The organism is Bacillus sp. FSL K6-1033 (genome assembly GCF_038630765.1).
In the GTDB taxonomy this organism is placed as follows: domain Bacteria; phylum Bacillota; class Bacilli; order Bacillales; family Bacillaceae; genus Bacillus; species Bacillus altitudinis.
Map to the genome: position 1 here is coordinate 340,955 of NZ_CP152041.1, position 18,321 is coordinate 359,275.

Here is an 18,321-nt window from a genome sequence, read left to right on the forward strand (position 1 = left end):
GGAATCAACAATGAAAATTAAAGTATTAAATCCATTTCAAGACGGTCATCCATTATGGTTAGGTTTAGATCATCCAGAAGAGAAAATGATTCGGAAAGTGTTTCAAACGATAACACCAGATACCGTAGGGTCAGAGCATATGATGGCAGGTCTCACTATTTTTGAGCCGGGCGAAGCAAGCTCGGTACACAATCACCCGGGTTCAGAGGAATTTGATTATGTGATTAAAGGGTCTGGCGAAGTCATTTGCGATGGAGAAAGACAATCATTTAAACAAAATGACTTTATGTTTATTCCAGATGGTGTCTCACATCAGCATGTGAACACAGGGGACGAACCTTTATGGCTGATTTGGCTCTATACACCGCAAGGGCAGCTTCCGAAGGACTAAAAAAACCTTGCACGAGAGAAAGAAGAAAAGGGGCTAAAATAGAAAGCATTTTAGCCCTTTATCAATTGAATGAAAGGGAGTCAAGCAATGAATAAGAATACACCGCTTGAAGGAATCAAAATATTAGATGTTTCTACGATGATTGCTGCACCATACGGCGCGGTGCTTCTAGGGGATTTCGGTGCAGAGGTCATTAAAGTCGAGATTCCTGGAAAAGGGGATACACTGCGGCATGTTGGCCCTTTTGCAGATGGTGAACCTTTGAGATGGTCAGGGCTTTCAAGGAATAAGAAATCTCTTACACTCGATTTGCACAAAGAAGAAGCAAAAGACATTTTTAAAAAGCTGGCAGCGCAGGTTGATGTGATCATTGAAAATTTTCGTCCGGGAACACTTGAAAAATGGGACGTTGGGTACGATGTATTAAAAGAAATCAACCCTCGTTTAATTATGATTCGTGTTTCGGGTTATGGGCAAACCGGTCCGTTTAAGGACAAGGCGGGATTTGGTACACCTGCGACGGCGTTTAGCGGCTTTACATATATTCAAGGGTTTCCAGATCGGCATCCAGTCAGCCCTTCCTTTTCCCTTACGGATTATATCGCAGGAATTTATGTGGCGTTTGCCACTGTGACAGCGATGTATTACCGTGACACACATTCAGAAGGAACTGGGCAAATGGTGGATTTGGCTCTCTATGAATCTGTGTTCCGCATGTTAGAATTTTTGGTTGCTGAATATGACAAGCTAGGGAAGGTGCGTGAGCGTTCACCAGGGTTAAGCGGTCATTCAAGCCCTGCCGGCACCTACGAGACAAAGGACGGGCATTATTTGGTTCTTGTGACGAGTACAGATTCGACCTTTAATCGATTGGCAGAGGCGATGAATCGCTTAGATTTACTTGAGAACGAGAAATTCTCTGTGAATGCAGCCAGGCTGAAGCATAACGATGAAATGGATGCGATCGTCTCGCAGTGGATTGCGTCCAAAACAAGAGATGACGTCCTAGACATTCTAGATACACATGGTGTGCCTGTGAGTCCGATTCTAAGCATTCGGGATATCTTTGAGCATCCGCAATTTAAAGCACGAGAAAATATTGTCGAGGTGCATCATCCGCGTCTTGGAAAAGTGAAGGTGCCTGGGATCATTCCGAAGTTTGAAAAAACCCCCGGCCGTATTCGCCATATTGCGCCTGATTTAGGTGAACATAATTATGAAATTTTAACGAAAATGCTTGGCTTCACAGAAGAAGAGTGTAAACAGTTAGAAGAAAAAGGGGTCATTTAAGACACTCAACCGATCCGCACGCTGCGGAAACAAAGGAGGATGGTTATGAAAGTGCATTCAGAACTGAAGGGGAACGACTTGCGGCCTGCTTATGCGAAACCAACAAAAGCTCGTTTCGGCATCTTGATTCTGTTGTTTTTTATTACCGCTATTAACTATATTGATCGAGCCAGTGTATCCATTGTTGCACCTGCGATTCAATCTTCATTGCAATTAAACCCTGCCTTATTAGGTCTCATCTTTTCGGCATTTAGCTGGACCTATACAGCCATGCAGATTCCCGGCGGCTTTATTCTTGATAAATTTGGATCAAAGGTAACGTATGGAATATCACTTGTGACTTGGTCTATTTTCACCGGTTTACAGGCGTTTGCGAACAGCTTTGCCTTCTTATTCGGCTGCCGTTTGTTTATTGGAATTACAGAATCTCCCGCATTTCCTGCGAATAATCGCATTGTGACCACATGGTTTCCAAGGCGGGAACGCGCATTTGCAACAGGGGTTTATACCGCTGGAGAGTATGTGGGGCTTGCATTTGCGACACCTCTTCTATTTTGGATCATGACAACTTTCGATTGGAGAACCGTCTTTATCACTGCAGGTGCGCTCGGTATTATATTTGCTTTCTTTTGGTACAAGTATTATCACGAACCGAAAGAGCATCCGAAGATCAATGAAGATGAGCTAGAATTGATCCGTCAAGGCGAAGGATTGACAGTGGCATCACAGGAGAAACTGAAATGGGCAGACTTTGCTGCACTTTTAAAATATCGTAAATTGATTGGACTCTATATTGGTCAATTTTCTGTTGCGTCTACCCTCTTTTTCTTTTTAACATGGTTTCCGACCTATTTAGCAGAGGCGAAAAATATGGCCTTTCTCAAAGTGGGTTTTGCGGCATCCCTGCCATACATCGCTGCATTCTTTGGGGTGCTGTTTGGAGGATATGTGTCTGACTGGCTGCTTAAAAAGGGTGTATCGGTCAATGTAGCGAGAAAGCTGCCGGTTGTGGTCGGCTTGCTTCTAACAAGTACCATTGTTTTAGCGAATTTTACAACGAATATCCCGCTTGTGCTGACCATTTTATCCATCGCTTCCTTTGCACAAGGACTGTCTAATATCTCCTGGACCATGCTGTCTGAGGTGGCACCAAGAGAAATGGTCGGGCTGGCTGGCGGCGTATTCAACTTTTTTGCTAACTTATCCGGCATCATCACCCCGCTGATTATCGGATTCATTGTATCGGCGACAGGCTCTTACAACGGCGGTATTTTATTCGTCAGCTTAGTGGCATTAGGCGGAGCGTTGTCGTATATCTTTATTGTAGGTAAGATTGAGCGGATTCAATTAAAATAATAGAGAGCAAGAAAAAGAGAACTCATTGGGTTCTCTTTCAGCGTGTAGACAAACCCTCGCATTCGGTGTCAGTTCTGTATGCCGGTGCTCACGAATGTCAAATTCGCTCCGCGCCGGTACTCGTCCTTCCTTGACTGCAAAGGTTTTCTATCACACTGAAAAAAGACAAAGGGCTAAAATCAAGTTCATTTTAGCCCTTTGTCAACAATCTTGAAAGAGAACTCATTGGGTTCTCTTTTTCTATGAATAAAAGATGACGGTGATGATCGTTGCACATGCGATACCCATGCTGATATAAAAACCAGCAAACCAGATATTCCATCGAGTGATTCGGTAAGGGTTGACCTTCATCAAATCGGCTAATAGGGAGACAGATACATTATATGGGCTAAACATGACCGTTGAGGTTCCAGCGATAATGAACATGATTGCGATGGGAAGGGCAGGCAGTTCATGAATGACAGGTGCCATCAAGCTCACTAATAGAGCAAGCGAAACGAGCGGGTGAAAACCGCAAAGAGCGGTGATGAGAAAATACAGCCCGATGACCCCATAAACCCAAATGGCATGATCTGATATACTGACGATAAATGCTTGAATCGGCTGCAGGCTGTTTGTGACAAGCAGCATATCGACAAAGAAGCCCGCACTTAAAAATAGACACATATAATTGGAGAGCTGACGGGTTCGTTCTTTCCAATGGGGAATAGAGACGGCTACATATTGTTTTCGTTTTTTGATGATAGACGAGAATAATAGAGCGAAAGGAATAATCGTTAGCACAACAGCGAACAGATAACCTTTCCCAACCCAGGCGTCAACAAGCGAAACGACTGTCATAAAACTGAGCAGCATGAAAGCAAGCTGAAGGGTTTTTCTCTTGATGCGATGAGGGTTGGAGTGAGCTTCCGCCGGCTGGATAATATGCGGCAATCGTTTGCTTTGACGAGAAAACAGCAACCAATCCGTCAACAGCACAAGCACCATTAAACAAAACGTAACGGGTGCAATCTGATAATATTTCAATTTGGTTGCATCAATGGTGACACTCACCAGTACTTCGACAGGACTCCAGCTAAGACATAGCGCATATGACCTTAAAAGATTGCGCGTATAAAGGTGCTGTTTGACTTGTTCCTGAAGGGCGTTCAGCGATGGTTTCAAGGATGTATATAATAAGGGAATCGTTGCGATATTTAAAAACATGCCAAGAACATGAGTGACAAATGAACTCTTGCGATAAAGCTGATTTGTGCTCGTTGTATGTAAGGTAAGCAGTTTATTTAATTGAGTATCGAAATGCCCAACGTGTATGAGAGAATGAATAAATGGCAGCATGAAAAATAAAGAAAGCAAGCCTAGCATGGAATGAAAATGAAGAAAAAGCGTATGCAAAGGCTGTTCTGACCAGAAAAATAACACCAATCCAATCAAGAGAAACATAGCACCCGTTTTCAAATAAAGCCCACTTGCCTTCTTAAAGGAAATGATGAGCGAAGCAGCCGCCAGCAGACCAACCAAATAGGAGAGAATGGGAGCGGGGAATAGTTGATGAACGATGTATAAGCTAATAAGAAGTGTGAAAAGTAGCAGGTAGATCATGATATCTCCTCCATCAAAACATCTATTGGTTTTATTCCGTACAGTGGAATTTGTTTTCTTTTAATGGAACATTTAAAATGGATTATAGCAAAATTGGTCAATCATGTCGATAAGAAATCAAAGGGGAAAAGGAGAAAGTGAACATGGCTGATAAGAAGTCAAAAGAAGAATCAGGATTGCGTACCGTTCAGCGCGCTTTGGATATTCTTTCTTGCTTTAGCGAAGAACGTCAAGAGTTGACGCTAACAGACATTTCAAAAGAGATGAACTTAGCAATGTCTACCACAACGAGACTGCTCAAGGCACTTGAAATGAATCATTTTGTGGAAAAGAACCAAGAGACAATGAAGTACCGGCTCGGTCAAAGACTTTATCTTCTCGGTTATATTGCTGGGAAGTCCATCAAATTGAGGGAACTGGCAAAACCGCTCATGTACACACTTCGTGATGAAACAAAGGAAACCGTCAACCTGTATGTGCTGGATCACAAAAGCAGGGTATGTATTGAACAAGCCGAAGGGCTGCAATCGATTCGGCATCTTGTGAAAATCGGTGAGAAGCTGCCGTTATACGCTGGTGCTGGTGGAAAGGTGCTGCTTGCTTTCCAAAGCGAAGAGTTTCAACAGCAAGTTTTCGCGTCTGAGGCTGATCACATGACGATGGAGGAATGGCGAAAAGAATGTCGTCATATTCTTGAAACGCACACCGCTTGCAGTATTGATGAACGGGAAGTCGGATCGGCGGCAGTGGCGGCACCGATCTTTAACATTCATGGGGAGGTGCAGGCATGTTTATCCATATCTGGACCGACCCAACGATTTACTGAAGATGTCATCCCTCAGCTGCAGCAAAAAGTGAAAGAGCATGCCGAGAAGCTCTCCGAACAGCTCGGTTACGTCGTCAAACACAATTTTTAAGAATGCCTATCTTTTCTCAGTCCATTTATCATATAATAGAAACATTATGTAGCATTCCTTGTCGTAAGGAGGACGTGTCACGAACATGAAAAACAATAGAGAGATTCCTGTGAGACAGCGAAATATTGTCCTCATTGGCTTTATGGGCGTTGGGAAAACAACCATTGGGCAGCTGGTTGCCAAAAAGTTATATAGAGATTTTATTGATGTTGATCAGGAGATTGAGAAAAAGTACAACATGACGATTCCAGAAATGTTTCAGCAAAAAGGAGAAGCTTTCTTTAGGCAGGCTGAAAAGGACTATATCGTCGATTTATGTGAACATACTCAGCTAAAGATCGTGTCTCTTGGAGGCGGTGCGTTTAAACAGGAAGAAATCAAACGATCTTGCTTAAAGCATTGTACGGTTCTTTTCCTTGACCTATCTTGGGAGAATTGGAAACAGCGGCTGGATATTTTAATTGAAAACCGTCCTGTTCTTCATAACCGTACGCTTGACGAGATGAAAGAACTGTTTGAAGAGCGCCGGGAAATTTATTCCCTTCATAACTCAAGAGTGGAAACAGATCATCTAGAAGCTGAAGAAGTCGCCAATTATATTGTCGACACACTCAAGCTCGGCTGGGATTTATATTCGAAATAAAAAAGTCTATCCTAAGGGGATAGACTTTTTCTATTAGATCAGGAGTAGTCAAAGAAATGACAGTCTAAGTTGGATGATGGATGAAAAAAAGAAGTAAAAGATGTTTTTTTCTTCGTCATTATATCAAAATGTATGCATCCTTTATGTGGTGTGTCTAGCCATTTGAAAAAAGTGGTGATCAGACTACAACTAGGTCAAGATGATGAGGTTTTTTGATTGATGTGGGAAACGAAATATATCTCTCATTTTCTTTTTTTGAAAAAATTAAATAGTATCTAAATTCTAATAATAGTTTTTTGAATTATTATAATTTTTAAAAATGTTGTTGACACCTTCGGTTAGATCATTCTATGATTATTAACGTAAACGCTTACCGTAAACGTTTACTATAACGGATGGGGAGGAATTTGTTGATGAAAAATAAAGAAAAATGGAGCGGTGTATTCCCGGCAGTCTTAATTCCTTTTAAAGATGACTATTCAATTGATGAACCTGCTTTTCGTAAGCTTGTTCGCTGGGTGGCGGAGCACGAAGGGATTAATGGGATCGTTGTCAATGGACATACTGGCGAGATTATGACTTTGTTGCCACATGAACGAGCTGAAGCTGTGCGTATTGCAGCCGACGAATTAAAGGGAGAAGTTCCTGTCATTTCTGGGGTTTCAGCTGAAGGGACAATTGAAGCGATCCAGCATGCAAAAGCAGTGGAGGAAGCTGGCGGAGAAGGTATTCTTCTTATGCCGCCACATTCATGGCTGAGATTCGGTATGCAGCCTGAGTCACCTGTCCAATTCTTTAAAGATGTTGCAGAAGCAATTGACATTTCAATCATCGTCCATCAATATCCAACATGGACAAAAACCTCTTATACAACCAGTCAATTATTAGAAATGTCGGAGATTCCAAACGTTGTCTCATTTAAAATCGGTCAAAGAGACATGGCGCAATATGAAGTCGATGTGCGCGCACTGAAAAAGCATGCACCAGATGTATCGTTGCTCACATGTCACGATGAATATTTATTGCCAACATTAGTTCAAGGAATTGATGGGGCGCTTGTAGGTTTTGGCTGTTTTGTCCCAGATTTGATTGCTGAGCTTGTGAAATGTGTGGAAGAACAAGACCTTGTAGCGGCTAATAAAGTGTACGATAGAATCTTTGAATTAAAGCATGCTGTGTATAAAATGGATGAACCTTCCTCTACCTCTCATCTGCGAATGAAGGAAGCGATGTTCCAGCGAGGTTTGATCAGCAGTTCGCTTGCGAGGAAGCCAGTATTACCTTTAACTCAAAAGGAAAAAGAAGAGATTCGTCAGGGCCTTCAAAGTGTTGGTTTACTTAAGGAAAACGTTAGTAAATAATAGACCATTGATTTCATGATGAAGGTGAGTCAGGTTATAATAGAGTATAAAACAACAGACTCCCGGAGGTATGAAATGTGTCAGTAAGTATTAAAGATGTCGCATTGAAAGCTGGAGTATCTATCGCCTCTGTTTCCCGAGTATTAAGTGGCAAACCAGGAGTAGGTGCTCAAACGGCTGAAAGAATCAAACAAGTGATTGATGAATTAGGCTATCGTCCTAATTTAGGAGCTAGAGGGCTCGTTAAAAGAAAGACTGGCAATATTGCTGTCGTGGTTCCACGTGGTTCATATATTTTGAATAATCCATTTTTTTCGACGATTTTAGATGGGATAGCGAAGGAATTAGATGAGACTGAATTCAATATGTTGATGTCATTTACATCTGTACAGCAGCAGCGATTACTTGAAACGCAGGCTGTAGATGGTGCCATTTTATTTTCTCCAAGAAATGAAGAATTGAGCATGGATTGGTTAAAAAGTTTAGCTATTCCCATTATCGTTGTCGGAAGTTACTTAGAGGATTCTCCATTTCCATGTGTCAGGCCTGATGATGAAGAAGGTGTGTGCCAATCTGTCACGGCCTTATTTGATAAAGGTCATCGAACCATTGGACTGGTCAATGGTCCAATGAGTTCGATGCATAGTGTGAGGTATTACAAGGGGTATGAGCGTACACTGAAAAGTTTAGGATTAACAATGAACAAAGAGCTTGTGTTTGAGTTAGATGAATTTGATGGGGGAAAAGTAGTAGAAGTGGTTTCTCAATTTCTCCAAGGAAACCAGCACATGACTGGAGTTGTTTGCTCTTCAGATTTTTTGGCGATAGGGGTCATGAAAGCGGCAGATATCGCAAATGTGTCAATACCTCATGATTTGTCTGTCGTTGGTGCTGATGATGTGCCCATTGCAAGTTTTCTAACCCCTTCTTTATCTTCTGTTCATGTTGATTTAGTTGGAATGGGAAGAAAAGCGGTTTCTTTACTAACGCAGTTAGTAGAAGGAGAACAGTTAGAGAAAATGGAACATATCTTCCCGATGTACTATGTAGATCGTGGCACCACGGGAACGCCAAAAAAGAAATGATAGATGCTGAAAACTCATATGATCGCTTTAGAATGTCTCTTCATTTAAAATGTAAGCGATTTCTTTTGTGCTCATCAGCATGTACTTTTGCATCATTTCCTCTATTAAGGAGGAGATATCATGACGTTAGAACTCAGCGGAAATTCAAATTCTCATGATGAGCAAGTTGTTGATAGAGCTTCACAACTATTGACTAGGATGGAAAGTGTACCTTTTTCGAGATGGCATTTAAAACCTCGTATCATTATGGGATCTGCTACCTTTTTTGATGCTTTTGATGCGCTATCTTTAGCGTTTGTTCTCCCGGTTCTCATCGGCATGTGGAATTTATCACCTGCTCAAATTGGTCTTCTTATTGGGTCTGGTTATATCGGACAAGCGATTGGTGCTATTTTCTTTGGGTGGTTAGCAGAAAGACGTGGCCGTGTATTTAGTGCAAAGTGGACTGTATTTCTCATGTCTATTATGAGTATCGCATGTGTATTTTCAGGTAACTTTATGGCCCTTTTTATTTTTCGTTTTATACAGGGGATTGGAGTAGGAGGAGAAGTGCCAGTAGCGGCCTCATATATCAATGAGTTGTCCCGGGCCCAAGGGAGAGGGAGATTTTTTATGCTCTATGAGATGATTTTTCCATTAGGATTAATGATCTCAGCTCAAATTGGTGCATTTGTTGTACCTAGCTTTGGGTGGAAATGGATGTTCTTGATTGGTGGAATTGGCGGTTTAATCGTCTTTGTCTTCTTTTTCATGTTACGCGAGTCTCCAAGATGGCTTATTTCAAAAGGCAGGTTAGATGAAGCCGAAGGAATCATTGAAGAGATTGAAGCTAGTACAGACAAACGAATGCCTGTTGCAAAGCAAGTGTCCAGCAGCACTGAAAAAGGCGACTGGAAAGAGCTCTTTTCTACTTTTTATCGTAAAAGAACATTGATCGTATGGGGACTATGGTTTTCTGCCTACTTTGTATCGAATGGATTAAATAACTGGTTACCGAGTCTTTATAATACGGTTTATAATTTGCCAGTTGGAGATTCATTAAGGGCAGCCTCTCTCACAAATATTTTACAGACCATAGGGGTATTCGCTTGTGCATTTTTAATCGATAAAGTAGGACGGAAGCGTTGGGCAACCATTGCATTTATCGTAACAGGTGCTTTATTAACGGCTTTATGGATCAGCGGAGCAAATTCTCCAGAAAGCGTTATTTATTTAGGGTCCGCTGCCTACGGAATGATGGGGACAATTACAGTTCTTCTCTATTTATATACACCTGAAATCTATCCAACCCGTATGAGGGTAATTGGTACGGCATTTGCTACAGCGTGGCTTAGGCTGGCCTCAGCGATTGCTCCTATTATGATAGGTTTTATTTTAGAGGTGAGCGGTGTTTCAACTATTTTTATTCTTTTTGCAAGTGTGACTGTAGTGGGAGCAATTCTTGCTTTTAAAATGATCGAAACGAGAGAGAAAGTATTAGAGGATATTGCACCGTAAGTGATGCATGCAGTGAAGAACTTATTCTAAAGAGGGTAGGTTCTTTTTTTATTCAGAGGATTTACGTACACTTTTGAAAAAGCCTAACCTACCTCAGTTCAATTATCTTATAATAGAAACATCATGCAGCACTCCTTGTCACGAACATGAAAAGTAATATCTATCAGATAGTGTAAATGTAGAATCAAAATATAAAAGTCTACCGGCCAGGGTAGACTTTTTCGATCAGTTTAATGTTTGATCCCTTGAAGCAGTGCAGCTTTTAGGCAAAAGGATGTTGGCTGACGATGTTCGTCGAATTGCAGTTGAAACAGCTGTTTCGTTTCATCGTCTGCAGCATGAAGGTGGGCAACGATTTCCTTTTGAACATTTTCTGGTGTACGTCCTCGTATGATCCAGTCCTGATAATCAATATGCAGATCCCAGTAACGGATATCTTCTTTCGTCAGATGGTTGTCAGCGAAAAGCTCTTTCCATTCTGATAACGAGCTTTCTCGCACATGGGAGGGATCTCTCAGTCTATTTAAATGATTAATAAAGTCATCCTGTGCTTGGTTTTCAGGTGCATAATGATCGACAAGTAGAAATTTGCCGCCTTTCTTTAAGACTCGGCTGATTTCAGACATGGCTGCCGGGAGATGTGGAAAGTGATGAGCAGCAAATCGGCATGTGACCAGATCAAATGATGCATCAGAAAAGGGCAATGCGTCTGCGGATGCCTGCTCAAACGTAATGTGGCTCAACTGGCGCTCTTCCGCAAGAGCTGTAGCAACCTCGATCATTTTGGGTGTGACATCAATCCCGATTCCTTTAGAGATGACGTCTGAAAAGGAAAAAACGGTATGACCTGCCGCGCAGCCGATATCAAGTAGATGCTCATCGCCCTTTGCCTTCGCCGCCGTTTTCATCCATTCAAGTTCTTTTCCAGCTGCAAAGATGGGTGAATCTCGGTAGTTCTCTGCATTTTGTGAGAATTGTTTCTCGGCTTTTGAATATGGATTCATTCCTTTACCCCCTTTTTGTTGTTTCTTTATCGTAGGGTTCTTCCCGTGATTTGTCTAAGACATAAAAGATATGATATGAATAGTTAAAACCTATGAGGTGAGAGAAGTGGATATACGAATGATGGAATATGTCATGGAAGTGTACCGGCAGCAAAGCTTTACAAAAGCAGCGGAAAAACTTCACATTGCACAGCCCTCGTTAAGTCAGCAAATTAAAAAACTTGAGGAGGAATTAGATACTCCTCTGTTTATTCGGAAGTATGGACAAGTCACTCCTACACCTCAAGGAAACCGATTGATCAAAAGAGCAGAAACCATTTTGAAGGAACGAGATGATTTGTTGCGTGAGATGGGGGAAGCTGCTTATGAGGTAGGGAAAGAACTGAAGATCGGTGCGCCAGCTGTCACAGGGGGATATGTCCTGCCAAGTTTATTAAAAACCTATTGTCAAACGTATCCGCACGTTCACGTTCATTTGATAGAAGAATCGCCTCGTGAGCTAGAAAGACGTTTACTCGCTGGGAAACTGGATCTGGCGATTCTTTCTCTGCCTGTCGAGCATGAATCATTGAAAACAAAACAAATGCTAACAGAGCCGCTTCTCCTCGCCATTCCGCAAACGGCTCAGCCGTGGTTGACGGATGAACTGAATGAAATCATCAATCAAGCGGATCAAGAAGGGTCTGTCCCGTTTCACCTTCTGGAAAACGCCCCATTTATTATGCTGAAAGAGGGATATGGCTTTCGGCAAGTGGTCACGGAACTGTGCAGTCATCATGGCTTTCGGCCGAGAATTGCATTTGAAACAAGTCATATTCAAACAGCTCAGGCATTGGTTGAAAATGAGCTAGGTGTGACGGTGGTGCCGAAAATGGTGGCACAAGAGGAAAGGAAAGCAGTCACTTATTTACACATTGATTCATGCCCAACCCGTACTCTTGTGTTTGCATATATGGAAGAAAGATATTTAACGAAAGCCGCTCAAGCCTTCATGGACCTTCAACAGAATCAAGGAAAAGCTTAAACAAACGTTTAATTAAACGTAAAAAGCAGGGGAGTCCCCTGCTTTTACCTTTTTTCAGCGTGATAGAAAACCTTTGCAGTTTAGGAAGGACGAGTACCGACGCGGAGCGAATTTGACATTCGTGAGCACCGGCACGCAGGACTGACACCGAATGCGAGGGTTTGTCTACACGCTGAAAGCAGGGGGCCCCTGCTTTCTAATATAAATCCAGCCGCTGATCTGTCATGACGGGGATTTGTTGTCTCACTTCATCTACGAGCTGAAGATCAATGTTTGCATAATAAATGTCTTCTTCATCATTTGTCTCAAGTAGAATGCGTCCGAGCGGGTCAATCACCATGGAGTGACCAGGGAATTCAGTGTCTCTGCTTGTGCCCGTCCGGTTCACCGCAATCACAAATGACTGATTCTCAATGGCTCTTGCGATGAGCAGACTGCGCCAATGGTCCACTCTTGCTGACGGCCATTGAGCGGTATTAACAAGCACCTTCGCCCCTTTGTTCACGAGCGTCCGAGAAAGCTGAGGGAAGCGGAGGTCATAGCAGATCATCGCACCAATCTTGACATCTTCACCATAGTCAAATAAACCAAGCTGATCACCAGCGGTTAAATAGTTATGCTCATCCATTAAGCGGAATAAATGAATTTTATCATAATCTAACAAAAGCTCACCTTGGCGGTTAAAGACATACATTGTATTGGTGATGTTTTCATTTGTTGTCCGTTTATTCAAGACACTTCCAGCGATGAGATACACTTGGTGCTGACGAGCAAAGGAAGAGAAGAGTTGTTTTGTCCGCTCACCATCTGCATCGGCAAGCTCATCCGCTTGCTCTAACGCATAGCCGGTATTCCACATTTCAGGTAGAATAATCAAATCAGGCTGTTGGCGGATGGCTTCTTCTAAAAACGCTTCTGCTTTCTGAAAGTTTACATCAGGTTCTCCTATTTGTACGTCCATTTGAATCAGGGCGATGTTCATGTCGGTCTGCCTCCTTTATTCGTTTCATGCAATGAATGGTTCGGGTGATATTGCCTGAAGCATCTAGTCTTCAAGCCAGTTTCTTTATCATAAAGCTTTCCGCCATCTTTGCCAATAGAAATGTCAGAAGGTTTTGTTAAATGACTTTCTCAATCAAGAAATGAGTGGTATGATACTCATAACTAATAAAACAAAGGGGAATAGTATGATATGCAATTGTTCGATTTATCACTAGAAGAGCTAAAAAAATATAAACCAAAGAAAACAGCACGTCCTGATTTCTCAGACTTTTGGAAGAAATCGCTCGAAGAACTGCGCCAAGTGGAGGCAGAGCCAACACTTGAATCTTATGACTATCCAGTGAAAGGCGTCAAGGTGTACCGCCTGACGTATCAAAGCTTTGGACATTCTAAAATTGAAGGCTTTTATGCTGTGCCTGATCAAACTGGTCCGCATCCAGCGCTCGTTCGTTTTCATGGCTATAATGCCAGCTATGACGGCGGCATTCATGACATCGTCAACTGGGCGTTGCACGGCTATGCAACATTTGGTATGCTCGTCCGCGGTCAAGGTGGCAGTGAAGACACATCAGTGACGCCAGGCGGGCATGCATTAGGATGGATGACAAAAGGCATTTTATCGAAGGATACGTACTATTATCGAGGCGTTTATCTAGATGCTGTTCGTGCACTTGAAGTCATTCAGTCTTTCCCCGAAGTAGATGAACATCGTATCGGCGTGATCGGTGGAAGTCAGGGGGGGGCGTTAGCGATTGCGGCTGCAGCCCTTTCAGACATTCCAAAAGTCGTTGCGGCAGACTATCCTTACTTATCAAATTTTGAGCGTGCAGTTGATGTTGCCTTGGAGCAGCCTTATTTAGAAATCAATTCATACTTTCGCAGAAACAGTGATCCAGAATCTGAAGAAAAGGTATTTGAGACATTAAGTTACTTTGATTTAATCAATTTAGCCGGCTGGGTGAAACAGCCAACATTGATGGCGATCGGTCTGATTGATCAAGTGACACCGCCATCCACCGTGTTTGCGGCATACAATCATTTAGAAACAGATAAAGAGCTGAAAGTGTACCGATATTTTGGGCACGAGTTTATTCCTGCTTTTCAAACAGAGAAGCTGTCCTTTTTACAAAAGCATTTGCTTCTATCAACATAAGAGCATGACAAAGAGCTAAAATGACATTCATTTTAGCTCTTTGTCTTTTTCAGCTATTGGAGCGATCAGCTTAATAACTGGTGTTCTGTCTTGTTTTTTCATCAGGCACTAATGCTGTAACGATCAGGGCAAGGGCTGTGATGATGTGAAGGATGAATCCGAGAATCGGAATCCATGCAAGGCAGGATGTGACAATTCCAATGATACTTCCAATCATTGGTCCCTGGTCTCGCTTCGATAAGACGAGTGTGATAATATGCAGAATAAGCATGACCATGAGCGGTGAATAGCCATTGCTGATAACGAATAGACCTCCGATCACAGGGATAGCAAGGCAAGCTTCAAAAATCCCAGTGATCCATTTCATAATGCGAGATATAGACATCAGATCCAACTCCTTTTTCATATATGTCTTATTCGTATTTTCCCAAAAGGTGAAGAAGTCATGCAGAATTCTATAGAAAGAGTTGATGGACACTTGAGAGAGAGAATTAAGGAAGAGCTGAAAATCATCGAAGAAACGTATGACGTCAAGATTTGTCTTGCCGTCGAATCAGGCAGCAGGGCATGGGGTTTTCCCTCGACCGATAGTGATTATGATGTTCGCTTTTTATATGTTCCCCGGAAAGAATGGTATTGGGCGATGGAAGAGCATCGTGATGTCATAGAACGACCGATTGATGACATGCTTGATATCAGCGGCTGGGAGCTTAGAAAGGCACTGCGCTTATTCAATAAATCAAATCCGTCCATTATGGAATGGCTGTCTTCTGATATCATCTATGCTGAATCTTTCTCTTTGGCAAAGCAGCTAAGAGAATTAAAGGATCGAGCGTTTTATCCTGCGGCTTTGATGTATCATTACCTCAATATGGCGAAGCGGAATGAAAGCCGGCATTTACGAGGAGAGCAGGTGCGAATCAAGAAGTATTTCTATGTGCTTCGTCCGCTGCTTGCCTGTCAGTGGATTGAACGTTACCGAACAGTTCCACCAATGGACTTTCATGAATTACTCAAGGAGCTAGTGGAGGAAGGTCCGCTGTTAGCAGAAATTCACGAACTGCTCAAACGTAAAATGGACGGAGAAGAAATGGATGTAGAGAACCGTCTCGCTCATGTCCATCCATTTATTGATCAAGAGCTGGCGCGTTTTGATGAATTGGTGAAAAGCTACAATCAGCCGAAAGACAATCTGATGCAAGAATTAAATGAGCTTTTGCAGTCTACCCTTGATGAGGTGTGGGCGTAGGAGGGGAGAGTCAGCCGGATAGCGGCAGACTCTTTTTTTATCTCCTATTGTGATAAAACCACAAAAAAAGTCAGAATTTTTGTCATCTTCAAATATTGTAGCGGACAGCTCATGAGCCTTACAATAAAGACATAGCTTACAAAGAGTGGGAGGTGCCCTTTATGGAGTCGGTCACAAGAAATTTCTTCTTGTTTTTGTCAAAGAGCAGTCTCTTGAACCATATTGCTCGTAATTGGGGAAGTGCTGTTGCATCAAAGAAAATCATCGGTGGGAAGGATTTTGAGAGCGCTATCCCTGTCATCAAACGATTAAACGATCAAGGTATGGCCGTAACGGTTGATCACCTCGGTGAGTTTGTCACAAAGGCAGAGATTGCAAATGAGCGGACGAATGAGTGTATTCAAACCATTCAGCGAATTGCAGAGGCGGGACTCAATTCCCACGTGTCACTTAAAATGACATCGCTTGGCTTAGATATTGACGATGACCTTGTGTATCGCAATATGAAAAGCATTTTAGATACGGCAGAGAAACACCGTATTATGGTGACAATTGATATGGAGGATGAACAGCGCTGTCAAAAAACGCTGGACATTTTTAAAGAAATGAAATCTCAATATGAGTATGTCAGTACGGTTTTGCAAGCGTATTTGTACAGAACAGAACAAGATCTTGATGACCTAAATGAGTTGCAGCCATTTTTAAGACTTGTAAAGGGTGCCTATAAGGAATCCGCCGAAGTGGCGTATCCAAACAAAAAAGACGTCGATCAGAATTACAAGAAGCTGATCGAAAAGCAATTACTCTCAGGGAACTATACAGCCATTGCGACACATGACGATCAAATGATCGAGTTCACGAAACATATTGTGAAAAAACACAATATACAGACAAGTCAGTTTGAATTTCAAATGCTGTATGGCATGAGATCAGAAACGCAGCAAGCACTCGTGAAGGAAGGCTATCAAATGAGGGTCTACACCCCGTATGGACGAGAGTGGTATGGCTACTACATGAGACGTCTTGCAGAACGACCAGCAAACATTGCATTTGCTTTAAAAGGGATGACGAGAAAATAATTTGAAACGGGAGCGTGACAAAGATGACAACACCTTACAAGCATGAACCATTCACGGATTTTAGCCAGGAAGAAAATCGCCAAGCGTTTGAACAAGCATTAGCCAAAGTAACAGAATCACTTGGGCAAACCTATCCGCTTGTGATTAATGGAGAAAGAATCGAAACAATAGACAAGATTGTCTCGATCAATCCGGCGAAGAAGGAAGAAGTCGTGGGTACCGTATCAAAAGCTGGGAAAGAAGAGGCAGAGCAAGCGATTCAAGCTGCGGCAAAAGCGTTTGAAACATGGCGCTACACGTCTCCAGAAGAAAGAGCCGGCGTCTTATTCCGCGCTGCGGCAAGCATTCGCCGTAAAAAGCATGAGTATTCAGCCCTTCTCGTAAAAGAAGCAGGGAAGCCTTGGAATGAAGCAGATGCAGATACAGCAGAAGCCATTGACTTCCTAGAGTATTATGCCCGTCAAATGCTAGAGCTTGCGAAAGGCAAACCGGTGAACAGCCGCGAAGGGGAACGCAATCAATATGTGTACACACCAACTGGCGTGACGCTTGTCATTCCACCATGGAACTTCTTGTTTGCAATTATGGCAGGAACAACCGTTGCACCAATCGTCACAGGGAATACAGTCGTATTAAAGCCAGCAAGTGCGACGCCTGTCATTGCTGCCCGCTTTGTAGAAGAACTGGAGCAAGCAGGTCTTCCGAAAGGTGTTGTCAACTTCGTGCCAGGTAGCGGAGCAGAAGTTGGAGATTACTTAGTAGATCATCCAAAAACAAGCCTCATTACATTCACTGGATCAAGAGAAGTGGGCACACGTATTTTTGAACGTGCGGCAAAAGTACAGCCAGGACAACAGCATTTAAAGCGTGTTATTGCTGAAATGGGCGGTAAGGATACAGTCGTTGTAGATGAGGATGCAGATGTTGAATTAGCGGCTAACGCCATTTTCACATCAGCCTTCGGGTTCTCAGGTCAAAAATGTTCAGCTGGATCTCGTGCTGTCGTCCACGAGAAGCTGTATGACCAAGTCGTTGAGCGAGTGAAGGAAATCACAGAAACGAAAACAACAGCGAATCCGTTATCAGCTGATGTGTACATGGGACCTGTCATTGATCAAGCTTCCTTTGACAAGATCACGGAATATATCGAGATTGGCAAGCAAGAAGGTCGTCTAGTCACTGGCGGAACAAGTGATGATTCAGAAGGGTACTTCATTCATCCAACCGTGTTTGCAGATCTAGAGCCAACATCTCGTTTAATGCAAGAAGAAATCTTTGGACCTGTCCTAGCTTTCTCAAAAGTCTCAAGCTTTGATGAGGCACTTGAAGTAGCCAACAACACAGAATACGGGTTAACCGGTGCGGTCATTACAAATAATCGTGATCACATCAACCGTGCGAAGCAGGAATTCCATGTCGGGAACCTTTACTTTAACCGTAACTGTACGGGAGCGATTGTGGGATACCACCCATTTGGCGGCTTTAAAATGTCAGGAACTGATTCAAAAGCAGGCGGACCAGATTATCTTACTCTGCACATGCAGGCCAAAACGATCAGCGAAATGTTTTAATATGGAAAAGCATGAACTCGTGCAGGCGAGTTCATGCTTTTTTTACCTGTCTACGACTTGTTTCTATACAAATATGACTGGAAAGAAGTATGATAAA

The 18,321-nt window shown here is 42.6% G+C and carries 17 protein-coding genes; 13 read left to right on the forward strand and 4 right to left on the reverse strand.

Annotated features, from left to right (window positions below):
* Positions 1-10 precede the first annotated feature (10 nt).
* From MHH31_RS01820 to MHH31_RS01830, 3 genes are all read left to right on the forward strand, one after another.
* Positions 11-391, forward strand: a complete 381-nt coding sequence (locus MHH31_RS01820; RefSeq protein ID WP_008342095.1) for a cupin domain-containing protein — start codon at positions 11-13, stop codon at positions 389-391.
* Positions 392-478: 87 nt separating this feature from the next.
* Complete coding sequence (locus MHH31_RS01825) at positions 479-1,681, forward strand: CoA transferase (protein WP_017358567.1); 1,203 nt, start codon at positions 479-481, stop codon at positions 1,679-1,681.
* Positions 1,682-1,726: 45 nt separating this feature from the next.
* Positions 1,727-3,037 (forward strand): MFS transporter, encoded by a 1,311-nt coding sequence (locus MHH31_RS01830; protein ID WP_025206713.1) that lies wholly within the window; start codon positions 1,727-1,729, stop codon positions 3,035-3,037.
* A 240-nt stretch (positions 3,038-3,277) separates the two neighbouring features.
* On the opposite strand, the gene MHH31_RS01835 is transcribed toward MHH31_RS01830, so the two are convergent.
* The gene (locus MHH31_RS01835; protein WP_342495192.1) at positions 3,278-4,639 is read right to left on the reverse strand and encodes a hypothetical protein; all 1,362 of its coding nucleotides are present in this window, start codon (positions 4,637-4,639) and stop codon (positions 3,278-3,280) included.
* Positions 4,640-4,782: 143 nt separating this feature from the next.
* Between MHH31_RS01835 and MHH31_RS01840 the strand changes: the two genes are divergently transcribed.
* The 5 genes from MHH31_RS01840 to MHH31_RS01860 all read left to right on the forward strand — a co-directional run bounded on the left by MHH31_RS01840 (position 4,783) and on the right by MHH31_RS01860 (position 10,142).
* On the forward strand, positions 4,783-5,556 hold the full coding sequence (locus MHH31_RS01840; RefSeq protein ID WP_008342083.1) for an IclR family transcriptional regulator: 774 nt from the start codon (positions 4,783-4,785) through the stop codon (positions 5,554-5,556).
* Positions 5,557-5,641: 85 nt separating this feature from the next.
* Entirely contained in the window at positions 5,642-6,199 is a 558-nt protein-coding gene (locus MHH31_RS01845) for a shikimate kinase (protein WP_007498270.1), read from the forward strand.
* Between the two features lie 413 nt (positions 6,200-6,612).
* Positions 6,613-7,560, forward strand: a complete 948-nt coding sequence (locus MHH31_RS01850; protein ID WP_342495193.1) for a dihydrodipicolinate synthase family protein — start codon at positions 6,613-6,615, stop codon at positions 7,558-7,560.
* 77 nt (positions 7,561-7,637) lie between these two features.
* Positions 7,638-8,645 carry a LacI family DNA-binding transcriptional regulator gene (locus MHH31_RS01855; RefSeq protein ID WP_017358562.1) on the forward strand — a complete coding sequence of 336 codons (1,008 nt, stop codon included), beginning with the start codon at positions 7,638-7,640 and terminating at the stop codon, positions 8,643-8,645.
* 120 nt (positions 8,646-8,765) lie between these two features.
* Positions 8,766-10,142: an MFS transporter gene (locus tag MHH31_RS01860; protein ID WP_058336338.1), complete on the forward strand. Its 1,377-nt coding sequence runs from the start codon at positions 8,766-8,768 to the stop codon at positions 10,140-10,142.
* Positions 10,143-10,372: 230 nt separating this feature from the next.
* Here MHH31_RS01860 and MHH31_RS01865 read toward each other — a convergent pair whose 3' ends face one another.
* The gene (locus MHH31_RS01865; protein WP_274660763.1) at positions 10,373-11,146 is read right to left on the reverse strand and encodes a class I SAM-dependent methyltransferase; all 774 of its coding nucleotides are present in this window, start codon (positions 11,144-11,146) and stop codon (positions 10,373-10,375) included.
* A 118-nt stretch (positions 11,147-11,264) separates the two neighbouring features.
* Between MHH31_RS01865 and MHH31_RS01870 the strand changes: the two genes are divergently transcribed.
* Positions 11,265-12,170: a LysR substrate-binding domain-containing protein gene (locus MHH31_RS01870; RefSeq protein WP_342495484.1), complete on the forward strand. Its 906-nt coding sequence runs from the start codon at positions 11,265-11,267 to the stop codon at positions 12,168-12,170.
* A 196-nt stretch (positions 12,171-12,366) separates the two neighbouring features.
* Here MHH31_RS01870 and MHH31_RS01875 read toward each other — a convergent pair whose 3' ends face one another.
* The gene (locus MHH31_RS01875) at positions 12,367-13,152 is read right to left on the reverse strand and encodes a carbon-nitrogen family hydrolase (protein WP_256688985.1); all 786 of its coding nucleotides are present in this window, start codon (positions 13,150-13,152) and stop codon (positions 12,367-12,369) included.
* Between the two features lie 210 nt (positions 13,153-13,362).
* Between MHH31_RS01875 and MHH31_RS01880 the strand changes: the two genes are divergently transcribed.
* Complete coding sequence (locus MHH31_RS01880) at positions 13,363-14,325, forward strand: acetylxylan esterase (protein ID WP_217967575.1); 963 nt, start codon at positions 13,363-13,365, stop codon at positions 14,323-14,325.
* Between the two features lie 70 nt (positions 14,326-14,395).
* On the opposite strand, the gene MHH31_RS01885 is transcribed toward MHH31_RS01880, so the two are convergent.
* Entirely contained in the window at positions 14,396-14,710 is a 315-nt protein-coding gene (locus MHH31_RS01885; protein ID WP_008342068.1) for a hypothetical protein, read from the reverse strand.
* 60 nt (positions 14,711-14,770) lie between these two features.
* On the opposite strand from MHH31_RS01885, the gene MHH31_RS01890 reads away from it, so the two are divergent.
* The 3 genes from MHH31_RS01890 (at position 14,771) to pruA (ending at position 18,224) form a co-directional block, all read left to right on the forward strand.
* Positions 14,771-15,574: a nucleotidyltransferase domain-containing protein gene (locus MHH31_RS01890; RefSeq protein ID WP_017358557.1), complete on the forward strand. Its 804-nt coding sequence runs from the start codon at positions 14,771-14,773 to the stop codon at positions 15,572-15,574.
* Positions 15,575-15,735: 161 nt separating this feature from the next.
* Positions 15,736-16,653: a proline dehydrogenase gene (locus MHH31_RS01895; RefSeq protein ID WP_024718963.1), complete on the forward strand. Its 918-nt coding sequence runs from the start codon at positions 15,736-15,738 to the stop codon at positions 16,651-16,653.
* Positions 16,654-16,676: 23 nt separating this feature from the next.
* Positions 16,677-18,224, forward strand: a complete 1,548-nt coding sequence (gene pruA / locus MHH31_RS01900; protein WP_342495194.1) for an L-glutamate gamma-semialdehyde dehydrogenase — start codon at positions 16,677-16,679, stop codon at positions 18,222-18,224.
* Positions 18,225-18,321 lie beyond the last annotated feature (97 nt).